Here is a 23618-nt window from a genome sequence, read left to right on the forward strand (position 1 = left end):
GTTTTTTGCTCAAAGACCTATGACATACTTTTGCCACTCTGTATGCAGTCCACTCTTAAGATGTTTGCTGACCTCGAAATAGAGACTGCTATAAGGTTGGCGCGGGGGATGACGCAAAGGCATGTGAGCTTCGTGGGGAGTCCGACTGCCTTTTTTGACATTGCAACGGACACAAGCGGTAACAATATTCTCCCAAGTATCGCCTCCGCCGCGCGATCGCGGTATTACATGGTCTAGTGTCAATTCATCCCCTGTGAAACCACAGTATTGACAGGCATGACCATCACGGTGCAATATATTTCGGCGAGTTAGAGGGATTTCTTTATAAGGAACGCGTACATAATGACGCAACCGGATCACGGTCGGCAACGGGAAATCCGTGTACAGAAATTTACCGTTGTGTTCCACGCGTTCTGCTTTGCCCTTGATTAAAAGAACTACAGCGCGACGCCAACTCGTTATATTGAGAGGTTCGTAAGAGGCGTTTAAGACTAAAACCTTCCCCATTATTTGCGCTCAGGGTATGAGTTTTACAATATATTAACACAAATACACCCTGCTAGGGGGATAAGAAGAAATTATACTTTCGGGAGAATTTGGAAATTGAGTGATGAATAAAAAGTTAGGAGTGAGGAGTGAGGAGTTAAGAGTTGGAAAGTCAAATTTATTACTTGATTAAAATTATTACTTAGACTAACGCAATCGCGCAGTGTCTCGTAGAGAAGAACGGAGTGAAAAGTTGATCCATAAGATTTACTTTTAACTTATAACTGATAACTCATAACTCTTAACTTTTACTTTAGCGCCGCAACATCTTGTATCAATTCCAATCTGAAGGTTAAACTTCCTATTTAATCTGATCTCGCTTTTAGGAGCGTGTATAGATAGATAACTTGCAAGTTTAGCCGTGGCGGGATAGGAGTCAGTACAAATGTTAAGTCGCAAACAAATCCCTGGTGTAGTTCCGAATCAGCAGTGCGATACCTACGCGTGGTTTTCGCAACGAGCTTGGGTAGAAATTGATTTAGAGGCGTTGTCGTACAATGTAAAGCAATTGGTGCAGTTTTTATCGCCGCGTACCCAGTTGATGGCAGTAGTAAAAGCTGATGCCTACGGACATGGAGCAGTAACAGTCGCCCAAATTGCCATCCAATCGGGAGCTAGTTGCTTAGGAGTGGCTACAGTTCCAGAAGCTATTCAATTGCGAGAAGGCGGGATTCAAGCGCCCATTTTGATTTTAGGGGCAACTCATACACTAGAGCAAATTCATGCGATCGCCCAATGGAAACTTCAGCCCACACTCTGTAGCCCTAAACAAGCTTTAGTATTTTCTGATACCTTAGAATCGATGAATCATGGTTCTCCAGTGCCCGTACACATTAAATTAGACACGGGAATGTCGAGGTTGGGAACTGATTGGCGGCAAGCTGGCGAATTTGTGCAATTAGTGCAGCGATTACCACATCTTAATATTGCCAGTATTTATTCTCATTTGGCGACAGCAGACGATCCTGATACCACGGCAATGGAAGAACAGCATAAACGATTTGAGGATGCGATCGCTCAAATCAAAGCAATGGGAATTCAACCGCCTTGCTTGCACTTGGCAAACTCAGCCGCCGCACTCACAAATCCGGCATTGCACTACGACATGGTGCGTGTAGGTTTAGCTGTTTACGGACTCTACCCAGCAACCCATTTACAAAATGCGATCGATCTCAAGCCCGTTTTGCAACTTAAGGCACGAGTTACCCAAGTCAAAACAATTGCCGCAGGAACAGCTGTTAGCTACGGGCATAAATTTATTGCCCCGCGTGAACTTCGCCTCGCCGTCGTGGGAATTGGCTATGCTGACGGTGTTCCTCGCAGTCTTTCCAACAGAATGCAGGTGTTAATTCGCGGTCAGCGGGTGTCGCAAATTGGGACAATTACAATGGATCAGTTGATGCTGGATGTGAGTGCCATACCCAATATCCAAGAAGGAGAAGTAGTCACCTTGCTAGGGGAACACGGAAAAGAACAAATTTCAGCGGACGATTGGGCAAAACAATTAAACACTATTTCTTGGGAAATTCTCTGTGGTTTCAAGCATCGTCTGCCTCGTGTTGCAGTTATGTAGTTGGGAATTGGGAATGGGGCATAGGAAATTAATTTCTCCCTTGTCCCCTATTCCCTATTGCCATAATTATTTTATTATGATATGTTAGTAAACTGATGCGGATGTGGCGAAATTGGCAGACGCGCTAGATTTAGGTTCTAGTTCCGAAAGGAGTGAAGGTTCAAGTCCTTTCATCCGCACTTAATTTATGAAAACTGCATGAGCCAACAGACTCATGCAGTTTTTGAATTAATTCATCCTCAAGTGCAAGCACGAGAGTTGATAGACATAGATTATACCGACGGATGAATGTTTAGATATAAGACTTTTTAGCTGATTAGTGGATTATTGATGTTTAACCCACAGCATAATCTGTAAATTGGCGCTTAAATGGCGAATGAAAGCCAATGACAATATCCTGCTTGGGGATACCTAAATTTGCTAAATCTTCTCCTACTTCATTTTCTGTTCCATTGTGTTGAAGCCAAACTTTACCATCTTTGATGTCTAGATGTAAAAAACAACCATAAACACGACGTTGATTTTTCCAACCGATATTTACAAGTTGATAGTGGTGATGTTCTGTGTCAAAAATTAATTGGGTTTCAATTTCTGGATCTTGACTAGAAATTGCAGCATATTCTTGGAGAAGTTGCTGAATTATTTGTTGATATTTTTTTAGTTTATCCATTCGACAATATCCTCTGTTACAGGCTGATAAGTAATCAATTTAAGTTGATATGTTTTAATAATGTTTTGTACAAGTCTGATAGTGAAGAAGGAAGTATATGTATCGATGGGAACTGCTAAATAGAGAGTCCGATCTGGTTCTTGTTCAGATAATGCTAGTCGATAGTTAATAAACTGTCCTAAAGCTGTGTGAAATTCAGAAATTGCAGATGTTTTAAAAAAGCTTTTAATTTCAACAGCAATTTTTTCACCCTCTCTTTCTGCTGCTAGAATTCTTTCTGCACCTAAGTCTATGTACATATCCCCTAACTCGAAACTGACGGGTAAGGGATCATGGGTGATTTTCCACCCTTCCTTTTCTAGCCCTTTTTTGACTGCGTTGTGAAAGATATCTCTTGCTGGCATAATATAACATTATAAAGGATTTTCTATTTCGTAATTCGTAATTATGTAGCGATCGCATCCTCCTGTTACTGAAACTGTAAGTGGGCAATCACTTGCGGTGGGCTACGCCAACGCATTCATCAACAATTAAAGGATAATCTTAAAAACTTCAGTAGCTAGTTTTTTGTTGAATGTAGATGTAGGGGGATTAGCGATCGCCGTTAGTAAATTATCATCTGTGATAAGATTTGATACTTTTTCGGAATCTAGGGTACTGGTGTTGAAGTATTCTCATAATAAAATTGCGTCTCACGCCCTTACCTATGAACGGTCAATCATCATCAACCCCTAAAGATGGCGAATACTTGAATTTTTTGCAAGAGGTATTGCTAGCAGTCCATAACAGCAATGGCGATCCAATAATAGTACATACCATATTACAAGCAAATCTGGCTAAATTAGATTTGCATTTGGCGGATGTGCTGAAAATTTGGGCAACAGAAAAACTAGCAGAAGCACAACCAGACCAATCACTATTTGATATAGGAACAAATATTTTTACTTTCTGTAATTTACTCCTAGATTTTGTCTTGGGGAATCGTGCCGACAATATCGAAATTATTATTGCTGGTTATGAAATAGCACTAACAGCTTTTAATCGCCAAGACTTTCCTGATAGTTGGGGAAAAGTACAAACTTATCTTGGTAATGCCTATAAATCCCGTATTCACGGAGAGTATGCTAATAACTTGGAAATTGCGATCGCCTATTCTCAGGAAGCACTGACAGAATGTACTCGCGATCGTTTTCCCCAAATATGGGCTTTGTCACAACATCATCTTGGTAATGCCTATTATGAGCGTATCCGTGGGGAAAGAGCAGAGAATATAGAAACAGCCATTGTCTGTTATCAAGAAGCATTAAAAGAATATACGCGCAACGCCAATCCCTATCGCTGGAGTGTGATACTTAAGGATATGGGTGCTGCCTACAGCGATCGCATCTTGGGAGAACGAGCCGATAATTTAGAAGCAGCAATTTCCTATTATCAAGAATCATTAACAGAATGCACTCGCGAGCGTTTCCCCCAAGATTGGGCAGCAACACAAATTAATCTTGGTAATGCCTACAGTAACCGCATCCGTGGAGAAGAAGCCGAAAATATAGAAGCAGCAATTTCTTGTTATGAAGAAGCATTAAAAGAATCCTCGCGCGATCGCAACCCTTTGTTTTGGGGTTGGATACACATGAGTCTTGCGAAAGCCTATAATGAGCGTATTCGTGGGGAACAAGCTGACAATTTGGAAAAAGCCATTGCCTGCGGTCGAAAAGCCTTAGAAGAATGTACTCGCGATCGCTTTCCCAGACACTGGGCAATGATACAAAATAATCTTGGCATTGCCTACAGTAATCGTATTTTTGGGGAACACGCGGAGAATTTGGAAACCGCCATTGCTTGCTATCAAGAATCACTAGAAGAACGCACTCGTGAGTGCTTACCTTATGATTGGGCAAGGACACAAAATAGTCTTGGCAGTACCTACAGTAAACATCCACAGTAGGAACAATTTTGCTGTGCGATGTCTACAACGGGCTACGCCTACGCGCATTTTGGATAACCAGAAAAATTAACCTGGAGACATCAGTTAATTTCACACCTTTTCCTGGTACAGTTGCTAACCCTTCTGAATTCTGTTTTATTTTTGTCAAAAAAAATCAGTATTATCCCTGTGGTCATAACGGGAGTATTTAATTAAAAGTGGCTTCAGATAGTTCTTACTTGTTTAAAAACTAGATTTTACTTAAGTGTAAATACAGAAGTTAAAAGATATTACATTAATAAAATCAGTATTATTCCTGTGGTCAGATTGGGGTTACTCAATGGAAAGTGGCTTCATCTAGTCTTGACATTTTTATGTCTTATTTCTCGAAAGATGTTGATAAATCTCAGTAACACTAAGTAGATTAATCACAATTTACGAATTTACTAAGATTTGCTCATCTGAAAATAACGCTACTCTCGTTGAGTTTCACCACAAACCTAGATGTAAACTGATGTACTTTAAAATCCAAAAGTTTAATGCTTTTTACTTGATTTTAATTGTGGAATAACTTTACACGAGTTTAGCTTACACGTATCGAATTTTAGCTGAAGTAAAAGCAAAATGAGCACAACTCCTATAGGTAGCTACAGGTTGTTCCAGAAACTACATCCGCTATCTCTGTTGGCACAATTAACAAGTCGGCGTGCTACGGGTTGCTTAAGCGTATTTACCGGGATAGTCTCTTGGTCAATCTATCTAGAGGACGGTAAACTTACTTATGCCTCCTATTCAGATAAACTATTTGAGCGCCTTGATAGTCACTTACGGCGTTTGAGTCAGCAAATTCCTGCTCTCAACAGCGCCACTCGCGTACAGATGCGGCTGATGTTTGAGACGAAAAATGAACATCAATCAATACCAAATGCGGATTACCAAGCTATTTGTTGGTTAGTCAATCAGGACTATATTACCTCTGTGCAAGCAGGAAGCCTGATAGACGAATTGGCAAAAGAAGTAATGGAATCATTTCTATGTTTAAAAGAAGGTAGCTATGAATTCAGTCCAGAAAGCTCTTTGGACGAACAACCAAAGTTCTGTCACCTGGATTTACGGTTGCTTGTTGAACACTGTCAAAAGCAATTACGAAATCGGCAAAATATTCAGTCATCAATTCCGGCTGGTGCAAATTCCCAAGTTTTTTCTACAACACAATCGTCTCAAGTTCAGCCACATCTAAAAATAAAGCTTGGGCAAAAATTGCCAATACCAATCAATTTTGATATTCCTGAGAATAATAAAATTACTCAGCCACCTGTTGGTAAAAAACTATATACGATTGCCTGCATTGATGATAGCCAAACTGTTTTGAATTCTATCAAACACTTTTTGGATGAAAACACATTTTCAGTTGTGATGATCAACGATCCGGTAAAAGCTTTAATGCAAATTCTACGGAGTAAGCCCGATCTGATTTTGCTGGATGTTGAAATGCCAAGTTTAGATGGCTATGAGCTATGTTCTTTATTACGAAAACATTCAGCTTTTAAAAATACACCGATCGTTATGGTGACTGGTAGAACAGGATTTATCGACAGGGCAAAGGCTAAAATGGTCAGATCGTCAGGATATTTAACCAAGCCTTTTACACAATCAGAATTGCTAAAAATGGTTTTTAAGCATCTTGGTTGATTGAAATAAGGCAAATAAAAATAACAAAATATGTTTAATTTATTTTTTTAGGAGATTTAATAGTGAGCCTGACTTTGCTTGGCACAATTTTGATTGTAGAAGATTCTCCCAGTGAATTGGAATTAATGAGCCATTATCTCAAAGAGAGTGGTTACAACGTAATTAAAGCAAGTGGTGCAAAAGAGGGTTTAGAAAAAGCTGTGTTAGAAAAACCAGATGCGATCGTTACTGATGTAGTAATGCCAGAAATGAGCGGATTTGAATTGTGTCGTTCTCTGAGAAGAAATCCGATTACTGCAAAAGTGCCGATTGTGGTTTGTAGTTCTAAAAATCAAGAAATTGACCGTTTGTGGGCAATGAGACAAGGTGCAGATGCCTATATAACTAAACCTTACACCCGCGAACATCTCCTACGTACTATTAAATCAGTGGTAATTTAAATCAATGACTAGTACAAACATTACTCTTTCTTCAAAACCAATCCCGAATAATTTAGCAGATAGTTATCTGAAGTTTCAGCTAAATCAACAAACTACTGCTGTTTTATCAATGAGGCATACGCAAGAAGCAATTCTTGTGCCTGTTGAATCTATTACGTCAATACCGAATATGCCATCCTGCATATTAGGATTAATGAATTGGCGGAGTCGGATAATTTGGGTAGTTGATTTACCAAGAATGCTCAATTTAGAATCCCTAGATTATCGACTGCGACAATACAATGTGATCGTTATTCAAGTGGAATCATTGGTGTTGGGATTAGTTGTACAAGAAATAAAAGGTACAACCAAGTTCATAGTTGATGATATTCATTCTCCTATAGGACAAGTGACATCCAGTTTAGTTCCTTATTTATGTGGGTGCGTTGTGCAACAGGAAGAAATATTACTGGTATTAGATGCACAGGCGATCGCGCAATCTTCTATTCTCCGCAGTGATTAGGGTTTACTACTAAAAACAGCTTTTTAGTGTTCTTATTCACATACTTAGGAGAACTACTTTTATGTTTAATAAAACTAACACGAATCAAGGTAATAGCGCTCAAAATCGAGCATCGCTGATTTCATCTCAAAAAGCCATTGGAACTGTAGTAAAGCTACCAAATAAGCTGACTACTGAAAATGCTAATAATTCTTCTTGGAATCAGGGGATTGCCTATTTTACCAGACTGGGATTGGTTAAGAAAGCGACTATTTTAGCGATCGCAATCGGTACAATACCAGTTTTGGGCATCGGTGCGATCGCTTTTGGTTTTGCCAACAAATCCATTACTAAGCAAATTACCCAATCTCAACAAGCCGAAGCCACTGGCTTGAGTGATAAAGTTAACCGCTTCATGCTGGGACGCTACGGTGATATTCAGGTAATATCAAACTTGCTATTTTTGACAAATTCTCAAGCTAGTATTAGTACTCAAGAAAAGCAAGCAGTCTTAGATCGGGTTGTCGAAGCCTACAAAGCCTATGACAGTATTGCTGTTTTCGATCGCCAAGGTAATTTGATTGTCCAGTCTACAGGCGAACCCCTGGAAAATCAAAAAGACCGTACCTTTTTTCAAGACGCTTTACAAAAAGAAACTCCTCTCATCAGCAAACCGGAAGCAGCAAAAAATACTGGTGTCGTGAGTATTTATCTAGCTGCACCTGTGAAAGAGACAAGAACGGGTCAAACTATTGGCGTCGTACAAGCACGTATGCCCGTAAAATCTTTAGAGGAAGTTACCAAAAACTACGCAGCCAACGGACAACAATATTATTTACTCGATGCTTCAGGAACCGTTTTCTTGAGTCCTCAAAAGGAATTATTGGGGAAAGAGGCCAAGGCAGAGTATTCTAATTTACCTAAACTGCTAGCAGCCAAAAAGGTAGATAGTTTTATAGAAGTTCCGAAAACTCACAAAAAACAAGAACTAGTTAGCTATGTACCAGCTAGTACGATAGATGGCTTACCTGATTTAAACTGGCAGGTACTTTTAGCTACAGATACCGCAACTGTATTTGAGCCGCAAAGACAATTGTTGTGGATTATAGCCATCGGTACAGCAGTAACAGCATTGATTGTAGGTGCGATCGCATCTCGGTTAGCTAAACTGACTACACTACCAATTGTCAATGCAACTGCGGCATTAGCAAAGTTAGGTCAAGGTAAATTTAATACCCGTCTGGAAATTGAAAGAGAAGACGAATTAGGGGTATTGAGTGCAAATATCAACCTGATGGCCGAACAATTGCAGGTCTTAGTTAAAGAACAGCAGCAGGAACTAGACGTTGAAGGGACAAAATTACTAGCAGATATTACCCTACGGATTCGGAAAGTTCTTAAAACTGAAGATATTTATCACGCCGCAGTCAAAGAAGTTCAGCGAATTCTCAAAACAGACCGGGTAATCATTTATAGTCTGAATCCAGGTACTTTGACTGGCGCTGTCGTTGCGGAATCGTTAACTGGTAATTGGCCGGAAATGCTGGGAGTGCAAATTGATGACCCTTATTTTCGGGAACATTATCTAGAAACTTATCTCGATGGAGAGGTGCAAGCGGTTGCCAATATTCATCAAGACCAAAGCCTGAAAAATGCCGACGGTTACATCCAACTGTTGGAAAAATTTGCTGTCAAAGGTCATTTAATCGTACCGATTCTTGCCCAAGAAAAACTTTTAGGCTTATTAATTGCTCATCATTGCGAAACTCCTCGTGTTTGGCAACAGCCGGAAATTGACTTGTTTCAACAAATAGCAACTCAAGTCGGCTATGCCTTAGAACAAGCCAAGTTATTAGAAGAAATCGAAAAAGTCAGAAATGTAACTATAAGTGGGTCAGACGAAACACTGCAACAACAACTTTTACAACTACTCAACGACGTAGAAGGTGCAGCCAGAGGCGATTTAACAGTGCGTGCAGATGTAACCGCTGGGGAAATTGGTACTGTTGCCGACTTCTTCAACTCCATTGTCGAAAGCCTCCGGGATATTGTTACCCAAGTTAAACAAGCTGCCATCCATGTAAATAGTGCCATTGGCTCTAACGAAGGAGCCATCCGCCACCTAGCAGAAGAAGCACTCACTCAAGCTGCCGAAATCAACCGCACCCTTGATGCTGTTGACCACATGACCCAATCTATGCAGGCTGTAGCCGAAAGTGCTGAAAAAACTGCCTTCATTGCTAACCATGCTGCTCATACCGCTACCAAGAGTGGACACGCGATGGATTTGACAGTACAAAACATCCTCTCTTTGCGAGAAACTGTGGGTGAAACTGCCAAGAAAGTGAAACGTTTGGGAGAGTCTTCGCAACAAATTTCTCGCGTGGTTTCTTTGATTAATCAAATAGCGATTCAAACTAACTTGCTTGCTATTAATGCCGGCATCGAAGCAGCACGCGCGGGTGAAGAAGGTCAAGGTTTTGCCGTAGTGGCTGAAGAAGTCGGCGAACTAGCAGTCAGGAGTGCCGCCGCAACCCAAGAAATTGAACAAATTGTTGAAAATATCCAACGAGAAACCAGTGAAGTAGTGCAAGCAATGGAAATAGGCACTACCCAAGTGGTAGAAGGTACTCGAATTGTGGAGGAAGCTAAACAAAGTCTGAGTGAAATTTTGGATGTATCTTCTCAAATTGACTTCTTAGTGCAGTCGATTTCCACTGCAACTGCATCTCAGGTTGAAACATCACAAAGTGTTAGCCAATTGATGAAAGATATCGCTGCTATATCACAACGTACTAGCGATTCTTCTCGCCAAGTTTCTGAATCTCTGCAACAAACTGTGGATATTTCCCAGCAGTTGCAAGAGACTGTCGAGGCTTTCAAAGTTAGTTAAGTTTGTCATTTGTCATTTGTCCTTTGCTAGTGACGAATACTTCTCTACGAGAGGCTATGCCAACGACTACGCGGTAGTTGAATCTCGACTTCGCTCGATTTCCGCGCAGTCGAAACTCAGTACAAGTGACGAATGACCATGCAAATTTTAATTTTAGATTTTAGATTTTGGATTGAAAAAAAATCTAAAATCTAAAATCCAAAATTGATTGACCAATGACTAAGGACAAAAACCATGCTACAAGACAAAGAACTAGAAATCCAGATGCAGTTTCTGGAAGAAGCAACGGATTACTTAAATACCTTAGAAGGGGTATTGCTGGAAATCGATACTAGTAACCGCATCGATTTGGATAAAATCAATGCTGCACTCCGGGCCACTCATTCTATAAAAGGTGGCGCGGGGATGATGGGATTTAAATCGCTAAGTGATTTATCTCACCGTCTGGAAGATTCCTTTAAAGTTTTAAAAACTAAAAAAAATTCTTTAGAAATTGATACTCAGTTGCAAAGTTTATTGCTATCTGGAGTTGATTGGCTGCGTCAAATTGTCGAATTGCTTGCAGAAGGGAATGTTGTCGAAGATCAGTGGTTAGCAACTTTTTGTTATCCCATCTTCGATGAGTTGCACGATCGCTTGGGCGACCCCACCCCAGAAGATGCCTCAACTATGCTATCCCCAGAGGACGGGCAAGACGTTATCCCTTTGCTATTTGCCACAGAAGTAGAAGAGTGTTTGCAGCGTCTAGAATCTATCTTGGCAGATAGCGAACAAGCCGGATTGCATGAAGAAATTGCAATCCTGGCAGCTGAATTAGGCGGTTTGGGAGAAATGCTCCAGTTGCCAGCTTTTAGCAAGCTTTGTCAGTCGGTAACGCAGCACTTGGAAACTGTTAGTAGCGATCGCATTCCCGAAATTGCCCAATTAGCATTGCAAGCATGGCGGCGATCGCAAGCTTTGGTGCTGACGAATCAGCTAGATAGCTTACCTACAGAAATTGACTTGGGTAGTTCTACGCAATCTCTGCCGCTATTACCAGCAGAAGTGATACCACAACTTCTCCCTACAGATGTCCTCGACACAGAAGTAGCGTCAACAGCGGTTTGGCAAGCAGAGATAACTCCAGAAACTTGGGTTAAAGATGAAGAGTTGGCGCAGCACACCGCAGGTATCGCAGCCAATTTTACATTTGTAGATGCAGAATTTGCCGATGATGTAAATGCTGTCAATGTCACCGAACACAATACAATATTTGCTAAAGAAGAGAATCCTCCAGATGCCAAACTGAGCGAAGGCAAAGGAGAGCCAGTTGCCGTTGCTAAAGAACGAGAAATTCATGAAAATAGCGTCCGAGTTCCTAGCAAACAGCTAGAGCAAATTAATGATTTATTTGGCGAACTAATTGTTCAGCGAAATGGCTTAAACTCGCAATTAGAAAGATTACGCAAACTCGTTCGCAACCTCAACCAACGGGTTCAAATTCTCGACCGCGAAAACCAGGAATTACGTATAGTCTCCGATAAAATTTCTACTCAAGCTACCTCACAGCTACAACCTGAACATGGCCACCAACTACAAGGTACAAACACAGAATTTGATGCCTTAGAAATGGATCGCTATAACGAATTAAACCTGCGATCGCAGGAAGTTATGGAAACCATTGTTCAGGTACAGGAAGTCACAACAGATGTGCAACTCAGTGTAGATGATACAGATCATATTGCTCGTAAACTAAACAAAACATCGAAACAATTACAAACCAAGCTAAATCACATCCGAATGCGGCCGCTTTCCGATTTAATCGAACGTTTTCCCAGAGCTTTACGCGATTTAAATGTCGAGTATGGCAAAAATGTCCAGTTAAAAATTGAAGGTGGCAACACTTTAATTGAACGCAGCATTTTAGAAGCTTTAAACGAACCTTTAATGCACCTATTAAGGAATGCTTTCGATCATGGTATCGAAGACTCTGCCACGCGTCGCCTTTTGGGGAAACCAGAACAAGGATTAATTGAAATTACAGCTACTCACCGCAGCAATCGCACCATTATCACTATCCGTGATGATGGTTGGGGCATTTCTCTGGAGAAAATTCGCACCCGCGCCTTAGCTATGGGATTAGATGCTTCTCTACTCGCTAATGCTAGTGATGAAGAACTATTATCACTAATTTTTGAACCAGGGTTTACCACCTCCGAACAAGTCACAGCATTATCTGGTCGCGGTGTCGGTATGGATGTGGTTCGCAACAACCTCAAACTAATTCGAGGAGATGTGAAAGTTGATACGGAACCAGGAGTTGGTACTACCTTCACCTTATCACTACCCTTTACACTTTCCGTTGCACGAGTTCTGCTGGTAGAAATCAATAAAATTCTATTAGCATTTCCCACAGATGTCATTTCAGAAATATCTTTGCTTCAAGACGAGCGAGTTTTTGAAATGGCTGGTAGCGAAGTTTTAAATTGGCAAGGAACCATGCTACCACTGATTCGCCTAATGCGTTATTTAGAGTTTAATTGCCTACGCTACGATAGCGCAGAGTTAGAAATTCCGGCAGCTATTAGTACTAACAGTGTGTTAGTAGTCAAAGGTAATAATCAGCCAGTAGCTATCCAAATAGATCGTTGCTGGGGCGAACAAGAAGTTGCGATTCGCCAAGTTGAAGGGAATATACCTTTACCTGAAGGCTTTAGCAACTGCACAATTCTCGGAGATGGTCGAGTCGTGCCACTAGTGAATGTTAATGAGTTGCTGTATTGGATTGCTACAAATAAAAAGACACCGAGAGGAACTCAATTACCATCAGCAAGGTTAAAAACTCCGTTCCTGATATTTGATGAAGAGAAAATTTCAGCAGCATCTATTAAGCAGAAAGGCACAATTTTAATCGTAGATGATTCGATTAATGTTCGCCGCTTTTTAGCTCTGACTCTTGAAAAAGGAGGGTATCAAGTAGAGCAGGCTAAAGATGGTCAAGATGCCTTAGAAAAACTCCATAGTGGATTGAAAGTTGAGGCAGTAATTTGCGATATTGAAATGCCTCGCCTTGATGGTTATGGCTTTTTAGGTAAGGTAAATTCAGACGTTGATACAAAAAATATTCCAGTGGCGATGTTGACTTCTCGTAGCAGCAATAAACATCGGCAACTAGCTATGCAATTGGGGGCGCGGGCTTACTTTTCTAAACCTTATAACGAGCAAGAATTATTGCAAACACTGGAGGAAATAATCCGTAATGTGGCAGAAAAGGCAGCTTCTAATTGATAATTAATAATTAGGTTTAATATATTTTTTTATGGTGCGTTATGCCAAAGGCTAACGCACCGTTTGTTTTATAGTGCCTTGGCGATTATAAATCGCGGCTACACAGACTTGTGTTGAGCGGAGTCGAAATACAAAACCCGCACTTCGACTAGGCTCAGTGACCACCTGCGCGGGTTAAAAAACTGAGTTATATCAGTAATCGCCTAGCTTTTGCGTCATACTATTTATGTCAATTGAAATAATTTCTACATAAACTCAATTTGTAGTGAATTTATGGTAACTGTAACATTGACGGCTGTTGCTACTGCGATCGCAGCTACACTTTGGACTAAAGCACAGGAGAAAATCGGCGAAAATATTGGTGATGCTACATGGACGCTAGGTGGTAAGTTAATCGAATTACTCCGTCAGAAGAATAAATCGCCATTACTCACCAGTGCTGTAGAGGGAAATGAACCGCAGCGATTAGATTATGGTCAAGCAGTGTTGGAACTCAAAACAGCAGCAGACGCAGACCCAGAAATTGCTCAAGCTGTTGTGGGAGTGGAAGCAGCAGTCAACAATGACCAATCTGAGAGTGCTAAGGAAATTAAAAAATTAGTAGAACAAATCAACTCGCACCCGTCAGTTGTCAACAATGCAAAGTTAGCAGATGAGATTAAGAATGTTTTCCAAGGCAATCAATTTAACGGCCCAGTTACAATTGGCTGACCGCAGTCGTCCCCAGGGGAGAATGGGACAAAGTTAACTCCCGATCGCTGGCGTGAAGTCTGCCGTGAAATACTGGTAGAACGGCGGAAGCTGACTACAAATCCTTTGACATCAACTGAAGGAGTCGCTCTACAAGTTAATGATGTTTATGTGCCACTAGGATTAGTTGAGCGCAAAAAAGTATCGAAGCCTCAAGGTGATGTTTCTCCAGAACAGGGTTCAGAACTGTACAAGGAGACAGAAATCATCAAAACATTTGAGCATGGTGCTTTTCTTGAACAAGTTCTCAAGCAGAAGAACACGCCTAAAAGTCAAAGTAAGCGAATTGCAATTATTGGCGAACCAGGAGCAGGAAAGACAACACTGTTACAGCAGATTGCTGACTGGGTATCTCGTGAGATTCACCAGTCCATTGTGATTTGGGTATCTTTAGCAGATTTGCGAGAGAAGGAACTAAAATCTTATCTGTTCGAGACTTGGTTGACTCAGGTGGCTGAGAAAAGAGGTAAAGCTGAAGCTACCAAGCAACTCAAGGATGATTTGGTTGCTCTATTTAATCAAAATAATGTCTGGCTGCTGCTAGATGGATTAGATGAAATGTCGGCATCTACATCTAATCCTCTAACAGAAATTGCCCGACAATTTCGTGAAACAGGGTTTATTTCTCAAGCGCGAATTGTGCTGACTTGTCGGGTTAATCTGTGGGATGGTAGCAGTAATGCACTTGATGATTTTGATACCTATCGCAGTTTAGATTTTTCTTATCCACAACAGGTAGAGAGATTTATTGACAAATGGTTCATTGCTATTCCCGAAACTGGGAAGCAGTTATGTACTGCGTTGAAAGAATCAGGTAAAGAACGGATTCAGGATTTAGTGAAAAATCCTCTGCGCTTGACGCTGCTGTGCTTGAATTGGCACTCAGGAGATGGCAAATTACCCGATACTCAAGCGGGACTCTATCAGCAATTTGTTGATGACTTCTACAAGTGGAAAAAAGAGGAATTTGCTACAAACTCTCACCAACGTCAGCAACTCAATATCAAATTGGGGGAATTAGCGAAAGCAGCAATAGACAAAGAAGCAACCCGTTTTCGCTTGCGGCAGGATTTTGTTAGTCAGTTTTTGGGAGATGCTGATGATGACAATTCGCTTTTGAAATTGGCACTAAATCGCGGTTGGCTGAACTGTGTAGGGATAGATACAAATAGAAAACCTGTTTACGCTTTCTTTCATGCCTCATTTCAAGAGTACTTTGCTGCTATAGCAATTGATGACTGGCATTTTTTTCTTAATCATGTTCCCAAAAATCCCAGCCAAGGAACTTATCGCATCTTTGAACCGCAATGGAAGCAAACAATATTACTGTGGTTAGGGCGAGAAGAAAAAAACCTCAAAAATAAAAAGCAACAGTTTGTTGATGCTTTAGTGAATTTTAAAGATGGATGTGGTAGTGGTAAGTGGAATGGAGAAGATTTAGATAAAAAATTTTATGAATATCGCGCTTATTTTTTAGCAGCCGCAGGAATTGCTGAGTTTAAAGATTATTCTAGAAGTGATGAAATAGTAGCGCAAATTCTTAGGCGGGTCTTTAATGATTTCAACCCCAAAAAACGGAAGTGGATAAGCTTTTCTGATCTAATTAAAAACGAAGCTAGTTCAGCACTGCAACAGACAGACCGTATAAAAGCGATCGCCGCCTTGGTGCAACTGCTGCAATCAACTAATGTGGATGACTCCACCCGTATACATGCAGCAGCAAGCTTAGGGGAAATCGACCCTGGCAATGAAATTGCGATCGCCGCTTTGGTGAAACTGCTGCAATCAACTCCTGTAAATGACCCCATCTTTAGGGTAGTAGCAGAAAGATTAGAGAAAATTGGCACTGGCAATGAAATTGCGATCGCCGCCTTGGTGCGACTGCTGCAATCAACTCCTGTGAATGAATTCACCCATACGCTGGTAGCAGAAAGCTTAGGGAAAATCGGCACTGGCAATCAAGATGCGATCACCGCTTTGGTGCAACTGCTGCAATCAACTACTGTGGATGACTCCACCCGTATCCGTATACATGCAGCAGCAAGCTTAGGGGAAATCGACCCTGGCAATGAAATTGCGATCGCCGCTTTGGTGCAACTGCTGCAATCAAATAAGGTGAAAGACCTCACCCGTATACATGCAGCAAGAAGCTTAGGGGAAATCCACCTTGGCAATGAAATTGCGATCGCCGCCTTGGTGAAACTGCTGCAATTAGATCGAATAGATCCCTTGATCTGTGGGCGGGCAGCAAAAAGCTTAGGGGAAATCGACCCTGGCAATGAAATTGCGATAAATGCCTTAGTGCAACTGCTGCAACCATCAAAGGATATATTGGAAAGTAGTAGGGTGGCAGCATATAGCTTAGGAAAAATCGCCCCTTGCAATGAAATTGCGATCGCAGCCTTGGTGCAACTGCTGCAATCAACTACTGTGCATGACTACACCCGTTGGCAGGCAGCAGATAGCTTAGGGGAAATCGACCCTGGCAATGAAATTGCGATCACTGCCTTGGTGCAACTGCTACAATCAACTACTGTGAATGACTCCACACGTAGGCAGGCAGCAGATAGCTTAGGGAAAATCGGCACTGGCAATGAAATTGCGATCGCCGCTTTGGTGCAACTGCTGCAATCAACTACTGTGGATGATTCCACCCGTTGGCGGGCAGTATCAAGCTTAGGGCAAATCGGCACTGGCAATGAAATAGCGATCGCAGCTTTGGTGCAACTGCTGCAATCAACTACTGTGGATGACTTCACTCGGAAGCAGGTAGCAGAAAGCTTAGGGCAAATCGGCACTGGCAATGAAATAGCGATCGCAGCTTTGGTGCAACTGCTGCAATCAACTACTGTGGATGACGACACTCGTAGGCAGGCAGCATCAAGCTTAGGGGAAATTATACAGGATAATCAGCATCGCATTGCGTTAGTCAAAGCTTTAAGTGGTTATCGACAATTGAATGGTGAATACTACAATTTAGCCTGGAAATGTGCCCAGAATATGCCTTACCCCGATTTCTATCAAGCTTGGCATCAGCATAATATTGCTACTCGTGCCATGCGAAGCTTAAAGAAAATCCTTTTCACAAGAATAATTTAAGTACTTTTGCGGCAGCGACGTTACAAATATTTGTCCGTTGGTAACAATAGCTTGTGCATTCGTTACCAACACAGAAGCGGACGTTAAGAATAAAGTTGTTGTCTTTACCACAGCTTGTGTATTTGTTACAAACGCACAAGCGGACATTACTAATGAAGTTATTGTAGTTACTACAGCTTGTTCATTTGCAGCAAACGCTTATGTTGTTGTTACTACAGCTTAAGCAAAACTTATATATGAGGTTATTGTAGTTACTACAGCTTGTTCATTTGCAGCAAACGCTTATGTTGTTGTTACTACAGCTTAAGCAAAACTTATATATGAGGTTATTGTAGTTACTACAGCTTGTTCATTTGTAGCAAATGCTTATATTGTAGTTACTACAGCTTAGGCAAAACTTATAAATACAAGTCTTATATTATTAATAGCGCAACTCAGATTCACAACGTAGTCAAAGTTCCCGGCTATTCACGTCTAATTGGTAAAATACGCACCCTAGATTGAGCTTGGTCAATAGTAACCAATGCGCCTGACTCTAGTAACGACTCAAACTGATTCAGGGCTGAAATGACTAGATTTTCGATACTGTTTGGCAAAATATCCTGAGCGCGAACTTGAATTACACTGGGGGTATCAGCACCTGTTGCAGCCAACAAAGTACCAAAGTCTAAATCGTGAGTAAAGACGATATAACTGTTAGTTCTTGCCCACTCCATAATGATTGCATCTTTCTCACGGGGGTTGCCAATAGTAAACCAGTGGACAGACGAAATATTGTACCTCTGAAAAACCGCAACCCAATCAGGGGAAAGGTTCATATCAATCAAAATTTTCATGCACTTTTTAGAGGAACTTCAATTTCTTCAACTCGCCATGCAGCATAGGCAAGTGCCTCATAAATATCAGCTTCTTCGAGGTAGGGATATGCTTTAAGAATATCGCTATTGGTATGTCCAGATGCCATTAACCCAACGATAGTACCAACAGTAACACGTATTCCTCGAATGCAGGGTTTACCACCCATCACTTCTGGATTGCGGGTAATTCTGGTGAGATTTTGCATGGTTGTTGCCTCGCTATGTGGAGTTATTAGATTGAAGAATTATAAATAACTGCGTCCATTTTTTCTATTATCTGATCTTTCACGTTAAGCATTAGATGGGAAGCAATGCGTAAACATACATTTTACCTTTCTGTGATGGGCTATGTCCTGCATTTTACTTATGGTATTTTGCCACACCCTAGCAACCGCTCGTTTTTGCGATAAGACTGATTCTGTGAAGTTGCTGTCTGTTGCTCAAGATATATATTGTCAATTTTCTGCCATGCACTACACAAGGAAAACCCCTGTTATTAGACTTCTTGCATAAATCAGATTGTAACTATCAAACATGTAAGTGTATCATTATTCTCTACGGCTTTGCGATTCTGCGTGAACTTTAAAACTCTTGCTTTCAAATATTCGTGCAAGAGGTCTACTGTACCTGTATCTCAACTTTGGCAAGGTATTGATGCAGAGTAAACTACCTTTTTTTAAGCAGCAACATTAAGGAGAATAGACTCGCTTCCTAAAATCCCAGGACAGAAAATGCTAAGATTCCAATCAAATATGGCATTTGCACAGCTATGACAACCACGCTGCACAAATCAATCTTTTTAGCAGAGTTCCTCAAACTGCCAGAAACAAGATTAATATCCGAGATTTTTTTAATTTTGAAAAATTAATCCGAGGATTTTTAGGTGATAAAAAACAATAAAAAAAAGGCTATCGCTCAAGCTATTTCCACAACCGTTGCTCTGGGTTGGATGATAATGGAAGTGGAATCAGTACAAGCTGCTACCTTGACGGCGGCTCTCGATAGCATCACTATCGGCGGCAATTTAACTATCTCTACTGATAAACTCTATATTAAGGGTGGTAGCAAGAATTCAGGAGCAGCAGGCACCCTAACTATTACAACCAATGCTCTTACAGTCAGACCCGGTGCTATTATATCGAAACCAGTACCCCAACCAAGCGCGATCGCTGCTGGTAGCAATCATTCAGGATTAGGAGGTAACATAACTCTTACAATCCCTGACCTTATTATATTGAAACCAGTACGCAAACCAAGCGCGATCGCTGATGATAGCAATAATAATTCAGGAGCAGGAGGTAACATAACTCTTACAACCTCTAACCTGATTTTGAGAAGAGTGCCTGAAACAAGTGCGATCGCTGCTGGTAATATTAATTCAGGATCAGCAGGCAACATAACTATCAACTCTGGTACTTTGATATTGAACCCTGGTGCTATTCTATCGAAACCAGTACCCGAACCAAGTGCGATCGCTGGTATTATACTTGCTGGTAGTCTGACTTGGCTGGTGAAGAGAAAGCAAGTAGTATTTCGCAAGGCGAAAGTATAATTACTTATTCAAACAAGTTTGTAGATGAAATAGTTTAAATAATTAGCCCGTTTGTGCGGGCTAATTATTTAATGGGCAATTAGTCAGACATAATATCAATTACCTGAAACTAAAATAATTCCAGGAACCTTTCTTAAGCCTCGACTTTTACACCCTTCCAGAAGGCCACATAACCTTCAATATTCTTAGCCTTCTCCTTGGTACTGGGATAATACCAAGCAGCATCTTTATTGGTTTGCCCCTCAACTTCGATACTGTAGTAACTGGCAACACCTTTCCAAGGACAAGTAGTGTGAGTGTTACTTTCAGTAAAGTACTGCTTGTTAATGGTGTCAACAGGGAAATAATGGTTTCCCTCGACAACTACAGTATTATCACTCTCGGCTAAAACAACTCCATTCCAAATTGCTTTCGGCATAAATGACTTTGTAAATAAACTATACATATAACATTTTGACACTATCAGCTTATTTGTAGTGAATTTATGGAACCGTGACGCTGCCAAAATAGTTCAGAAGTCATGAAGAGGCAATGAATTACAGGATTTTCCTCTAGATATTAATTACAATCACTTTTATTTATCAATTTGAAAATTAAAAGCATTTGCTTACATCATAAAGATTTTCTAGCATATTGGTATGGAAAGTTTATTAGCCAAAACAAAGTTAAATTTCGGTTAATAGCCTCGAAGCAAAAAATATCTAAATATGTGAGTAAGCTATGCCTGCGGTGAGCGACGCTAACGCATTTTCTAGAAATGCTTGTCAGCTAAAGATTTTATTTAACATATTTTACATCTTTTAAGTTCTGACTAAAACTGCTCATAATGTTCAATTTCTCCAATTTGGGGGAATTTGACTAACCCGTTTGAGTAATTAACAAATCAACTTATCAAATGAACCGACCTAAAAGGTTGAGATTAATAAAAAAGTGGACTCTATTACTAGAGAATACTGATTGCAATTGCATTTTGTTCTAATTGAGGATAACTCTATGAAATTCACAAACTCGTTAAAATCTGCACATATTATTGCTTGGATTAACTCTATGCCTAAAATCACTTGCCTTAATCAAGCCAAAAATCACAATAGTCCATCAATAAACACAGCCGTAAACTCTGATACTTCCTTTAGCTATTCCACGAATGCCAATTATCTCAAACCTTTTGATACTGCTTCTATTGCCTATTACATGATGGGTTTTGGTAATTTTGAATAAGGATAAAATCATGAAATTCACAACTTTGCTCAATTCTGCATTTATCATTACTTCTATGGTTTTTATGCCGGGAATTGCTGGCGCTCAAACAGTTAATACCAATAATGGTGGTAAACAAATAAATACAGATGTCAACTCTAATACTTTACCTAAAAATCCTACAGATACTAAATATCTGCAACCCTTTAATATTGCCTTTCTCGCTTATCAAGGTTATTTAAGAGAGCAGGGTATTCCCAGTGGGGGCACTTTGTTATTCAGATACCAAACCGGATACTTGACTGCAAAAGATGTGGTTAAGGCTGCTATCAGGGCTAATAAGTTACCAGCGGAAGTTTTGAACGATCGAGGTTACGTCAACGCAGTCGAGTTACAGATGAAATCATTTGGCGATATTAATGATTCACAATAGACAATTTAGGAGTGCTGAAATCCAGCTTTGCGTCTCCCTATAACTCTAGACACGATAAATCGCCGTCTCTACAATAATCAGTCTTTCGTCTTGACGGCGATTTGTGCCACTTTTGAGTTGATTAAATTTGAAAGAAAGTCGCATACGGAGTTAAAATAACTGAAAAGATGAGGAAAATCAAAGTTTGTGGCGAATATATCCCACATCCCCAAATTACCCATACCACCGTCTCTTTTGGGGTCAGAAGTTGGTTCTTTTACTGAGTATACAGTTACTCAACGAATGCCTGCGATCGCTCGCAAAGTTATCGCTGAAAATAATTTCTCGTTTGAAATTAATACTAGCTTAGAAAACCTAGCTAGAGAATTGCCAGCAGGATATGTGCAACCTCTTTTTGATAAGACTGCTGTAGATTTTTCAGCCTGGAATACATATTTAGAATTATACAAAGGTCAGCGTTGGCTAGATGTTCCTTGGTTTTTTGCCGAAACTTATTTTTTTCGGCTAATACTAGAAATTACTAATTATTTTTGCCCTGGTGTCTGGCAAGGTGTCGATCCATTTGAGTTACAAAAGTCTCAAAGTTTAGAAGCATCTTTAGATTCGATTATTCTATTGTGCGATCGGGCTAACAATTGGTTAAATAATTCCCAACTGAAGGGAGAATCAAATCAAACAGCTTTAATCGCACTGTTATATTTTGCTTTGTGGGGAAATCGAGTTGACTTGAGTTTATGGTCAGCATCCGAGAGCGATCGCAGTCGTTTTGATATTCAAACCCAACTAGCTCATATCTTAGTAAATGATGCCTCCCAAGTTACGGAATTATTAACCAATTCTCAAGGGGGACGGATTGATTTTGTTGTAGACAATGCTGGTTTTGAACTTGTTTGTGATTTATTTTTAGTGGATTTTTTATTAAGTAGCGGATTGGCTAATCGGGTTTATCTACACTTAAAGCCACATCCGACTTTTGTATCTGATGCCATGATTAAGGATGTACATGACACAATAAGTTTTTTAGCCGCTACTGGAAATCAACAACTTACATCCTTTACCCAAAGACTGCAAAACAATATTGCATCAGGGCGTTTAGTACTATCTGAAGATTACTTTTGGACATCACCTTTAGCCTTTTGGGAAATACCCAACTCCCTCAAAAATGAGTTAGCCAATGCGAGTTTGGTTATAGTCAAAGGAGATGCCAATTATCGCCGATTACTAGGCGATCGCCATTGGAATTTTAGCACCAACATTGCAGATATAGTCTGCTACCTACCCGTGCCAATGGTAGCTCTACGCACCCTAAAGTCAGAAGTAGCAGTTGGTTTAAAACCAGAAGTTATTGAGAAAGTAGCAAAATCTGACTCTTCTTGGTTGACAAATGGACAGTGGGGTGTGATTCAGTTGGTGATTTAGGCAATTTTGAAAAATCGAGATAATTTGTAAAACAAATATACGTATCTTCACTACTTATAGGGTCGTCTACCCTACCCGTATCATTACAAGCAGCTTAGGATAGACTAGAAGAACTTTCTAAGGAAAATGGTAGAAAAAATCACAGCTGTGTTTAATGGCCAAGTGTTCTATCCGTCTGAACCGATCGCACTGCCAATTAATACCCGCGTGCGAATCAGTATTGAAATTTTACCGCCCAGCGAACATGAAACGGTATCATTTTTGCAAACGGCGCGATCGCTCAACCTCGAAGGGCCGCCTGACTGGTCTGCCAATATAGATAAATATTTGTACAGTAAATAAACTTTTCATGCATTCTGAAGTCTTTCTTGATACATCATTTGCCATTGCCTTATCTGCGCCGAGCGATCGCTTGCATGACCGAGCCTTACATCTGGCTAAAATGTTACAAGTAGCAGAAACTCGTTTGGTGACAACACAGGCGGTGATGTTGGAAATTGGCAATGCCTTATCCCAACAACCTTATCGTCAGGCGGCAATCATATTATTAAATTCTCTAGTAGCAGACTCCAAAGTCGAAATTGTCCCCCTTTCCCAAGAACTTTACGAACGTGCTTTCCAGCTATATCGCGAACGAACAGAGAAAGAATGGGGATTTGTCGATTGCGTATCTTTTATTGTTATGCAATATAGCGGCATCACTGAAGCACTAACTGCCGATGAGCATTTTCAACAAGCAGGCTTTCGAGCATTACTGCGAGAAAATTTGCCGTAGGATTGGGGATTGAGCATTAGATATGCTACATGGGGGAATGGCACTAAGAA

General features: G+C 40.6%; 21 protein-coding genes and 1 tRNA gene. 16 read left to right on the forward strand and 6 right to left on the reverse strand.

All coding sequences use genetic code 11. The annotated features are described in order from the left end of the window. Positions 1-9: 9 nt before the first annotated feature. Positions 10-507 carry an HNH endonuclease gene (locus RMX69_RS11855; protein WP_289799232.1) on the reverse strand — a complete coding sequence of 166 codons (498 nt, stop codon included), beginning with the start codon at positions 505-507 and terminating at the stop codon, positions 10-12. Positions 508-931: 424 nt separating this feature from the next. Here RMX69_RS11855 and alr point away from each other — a divergent pair, with 424 nt between their 5' ends. Together alr and RMX69_RS11865 are read left to right on the forward strand one after the other, a co-directional pair. Then, positions 932-2119: an alanine racemase gene (gene alr, locus RMX69_RS11860; protein ID WP_322637595.1), complete on the forward strand. Its 1188-nt coding sequence runs from the start codon at positions 932-934 to the stop codon at positions 2117-2119. 97 nt (positions 2120-2216) lie between these two features. Continuing rightward, positions 2217-2298: transfer RNA gene (locus tag RMX69_RS11865), tRNA-Leu, on the forward strand. 155 nt (positions 2299-2453) lie between these two features. Here RMX69_RS11865 and RMX69_RS11870 read toward each other — a convergent pair. Both RMX69_RS11870 and RMX69_RS11875 read right to left on the reverse strand, forming a co-directional pair. Next, positions 2454-2789 (reverse strand): XisI protein, encoded by a 336-nt coding sequence (locus tag RMX69_RS11870; RefSeq protein ID WP_289799234.1) that lies wholly within the window; start codon positions 2787-2789, stop codon positions 2454-2456. After that, entirely contained in the window at positions 2777-3193 is a 417-nt protein-coding gene (locus RMX69_RS11875) for a XisH family protein (RefSeq protein ID WP_289799235.1), read from the reverse strand. Before RMX69_RS11875 ends, RMX69_RS11870 begins: the two co-directional genes overlap by 13 nt. A 302-nt stretch (positions 3194-3495) precedes the next feature. Between RMX69_RS11875 and RMX69_RS11880 the strand changes: the two genes are divergently transcribed. From RMX69_RS11880 to RMX69_RS11915, 8 genes are all read left to right on the forward strand, one after another. Further along, positions 3496-4734: a tetratricopeptide repeat protein gene (locus tag RMX69_RS11880; protein ID WP_322637596.1), complete on the forward strand. Its 1239-nt coding sequence runs from the start codon at positions 3496-3498 to the stop codon at positions 4732-4734. 603 nt (positions 4735-5337) lie between these two features. Then, positions 5338-6405, forward strand: coding sequence for a response regulator (locus RMX69_RS11885; protein WP_289799238.1), 1068 nt, complete (start codon positions 5338-5340; stop codon positions 6403-6405). 62 nt (positions 6406-6467) lie between these two features. After that, positions 6468-6845, forward strand: coding sequence for a response regulator transcription factor (locus RMX69_RS11890; protein WP_069071198.1), 378 nt, complete (start codon positions 6468-6470; stop codon positions 6843-6845). Between the two features lie 4 nt (positions 6846-6849). Beyond that, positions 6850-7347: a chemotaxis protein CheW gene (locus RMX69_RS11895; protein ID WP_289799239.1), complete on the forward strand. Its 498-nt coding sequence runs from the start codon at positions 6850-6852 to the stop codon at positions 7345-7347. A 61-nt stretch (positions 7348-7408) separates the two neighbouring features. Beyond that, positions 7409-10219 carry a methyl-accepting chemotaxis protein gene (locus RMX69_RS11900; protein ID WP_322637597.1) on the forward strand — a complete coding sequence of 937 codons (2811 nt, stop codon included), beginning with the start codon at positions 7409-7411 and terminating at the stop codon, positions 10217-10219. A 234-nt stretch (positions 10220-10453) separates the two neighbouring features. Continuing rightward, a complete protein-coding gene (locus tag RMX69_RS11905) occupies positions 10454-13486 on the forward strand; it encodes a hybrid sensor histidine kinase/response regulator (RefSeq protein ID WP_322637598.1) in 3033 nt (1010 codons plus the stop codon). 273 nt (positions 13487-13759) lie between these two features. Then, entirely contained in the window at positions 13760-14197 is a 438-nt protein-coding gene (locus RMX69_RS11910; RefSeq protein WP_322637599.1) for a hypothetical protein, read from the forward strand. Between the two features lie 105 nt (positions 14198-14302). Further along, entirely contained in the window at positions 14303-17335 is a 3033-nt protein-coding gene (locus RMX69_RS11915) for a HEAT repeat domain-containing protein (protein ID WP_322637600.1), read from the forward strand. 464 nt (positions 17336-17799) lie between these two features. Here RMX69_RS11915 and RMX69_RS11920 read toward each other — a convergent pair whose 3' ends face one another. Further along, positions 17800-18171 (reverse strand): DUF5615 family PIN-like protein, encoded by a 372-nt coding sequence (locus RMX69_RS11920; RefSeq protein ID WP_322637601.1) that lies wholly within the window; start codon positions 18169-18171, stop codon positions 17800-17802. Then, a complete protein-coding gene (locus RMX69_RS11925) occupies positions 18168-18398 on the reverse strand; it encodes a DUF433 domain-containing protein (protein WP_289799244.1) in 231 nt (76 codons plus the stop codon). The genes RMX69_RS11920 and RMX69_RS11925 overlap by 4 nt, the downstream gene beginning before the upstream one ends. A 677-nt stretch (positions 18399-19075) precedes the next feature. On the opposite strand from RMX69_RS11925, the gene RMX69_RS11930 reads away from it, so the two are divergent. Then, entirely contained in the window at positions 19076-19744 is a 669-nt protein-coding gene (locus RMX69_RS11930; protein WP_289799245.1) for a PEP-CTERM sorting domain-containing protein, read from the forward strand. A gap of 133 nt (positions 19745-19877) precedes the next feature. On the opposite strand, the gene RMX69_RS11935 is transcribed toward RMX69_RS11930, so the two are convergent. After that, on the reverse strand, positions 19878-20162 hold the full coding sequence (locus tag RMX69_RS11935; RefSeq protein WP_289799246.1) for a DUF427 domain-containing protein: 285 nt from the start codon (positions 20160-20162) through the stop codon (positions 19878-19880). Positions 20163-20737: 575 nt separating this feature from the next. Between RMX69_RS11935 and RMX69_RS11940 the strand changes: the two genes are divergently transcribed. The 5 genes from RMX69_RS11940 (at position 20738) to RMX69_RS11960 (ending at position 23568) form a co-directional block, all read left to right on the forward strand. Then, positions 20738-20962: a hypothetical protein gene (locus RMX69_RS11940; protein ID WP_322637602.1), complete on the forward strand. Its 225-nt coding sequence runs from the start codon at positions 20738-20740 to the stop codon at positions 20960-20962. 10 nt (positions 20963-20972) lie between these two features. After that, a complete protein-coding gene (locus RMX69_RS11945) occupies positions 20973-21374 on the forward strand; it encodes a hypothetical protein (protein ID WP_322637603.1) in 402 nt (133 codons plus the stop codon). A 186-nt stretch (positions 21375-21560) separates the two neighbouring features. Further along, complete coding sequence (locus tag RMX69_RS11950) at positions 21561-22793, forward strand: damage-control phosphatase ARMT1 family protein (RefSeq protein WP_289799249.1); 1233 nt, start codon at positions 21561-21563, stop codon at positions 22791-22793. Positions 22794-22919: 126 nt separating this feature from the next. After that, positions 22920-23135, forward strand: a complete 216-nt coding sequence (locus tag RMX69_RS11955) for a hypothetical protein (RefSeq protein WP_289799250.1) — start codon at positions 22920-22922, stop codon at positions 23133-23135. Positions 23136-23142: 7 nt separating this feature from the next. Then, positions 23143-23568 carry a type II toxin-antitoxin system VapC family toxin gene (locus tag RMX69_RS11960; protein WP_289799251.1) on the forward strand — a complete coding sequence of 142 codons (426 nt, stop codon included), beginning with the start codon at positions 23143-23145 and terminating at the stop codon, positions 23566-23568. The last annotated feature ends 50 nt before the right edge of the window (positions 23569-23618 follow it).

This window comes from Nostoc sp. EspVER01 (assembly GCF_034530635.1).
Taxonomy (GTDB): Bacteria; Cyanobacteriota; Cyanobacteriia; order Cyanobacteriales; family Nostocaceae; genus Nostoc.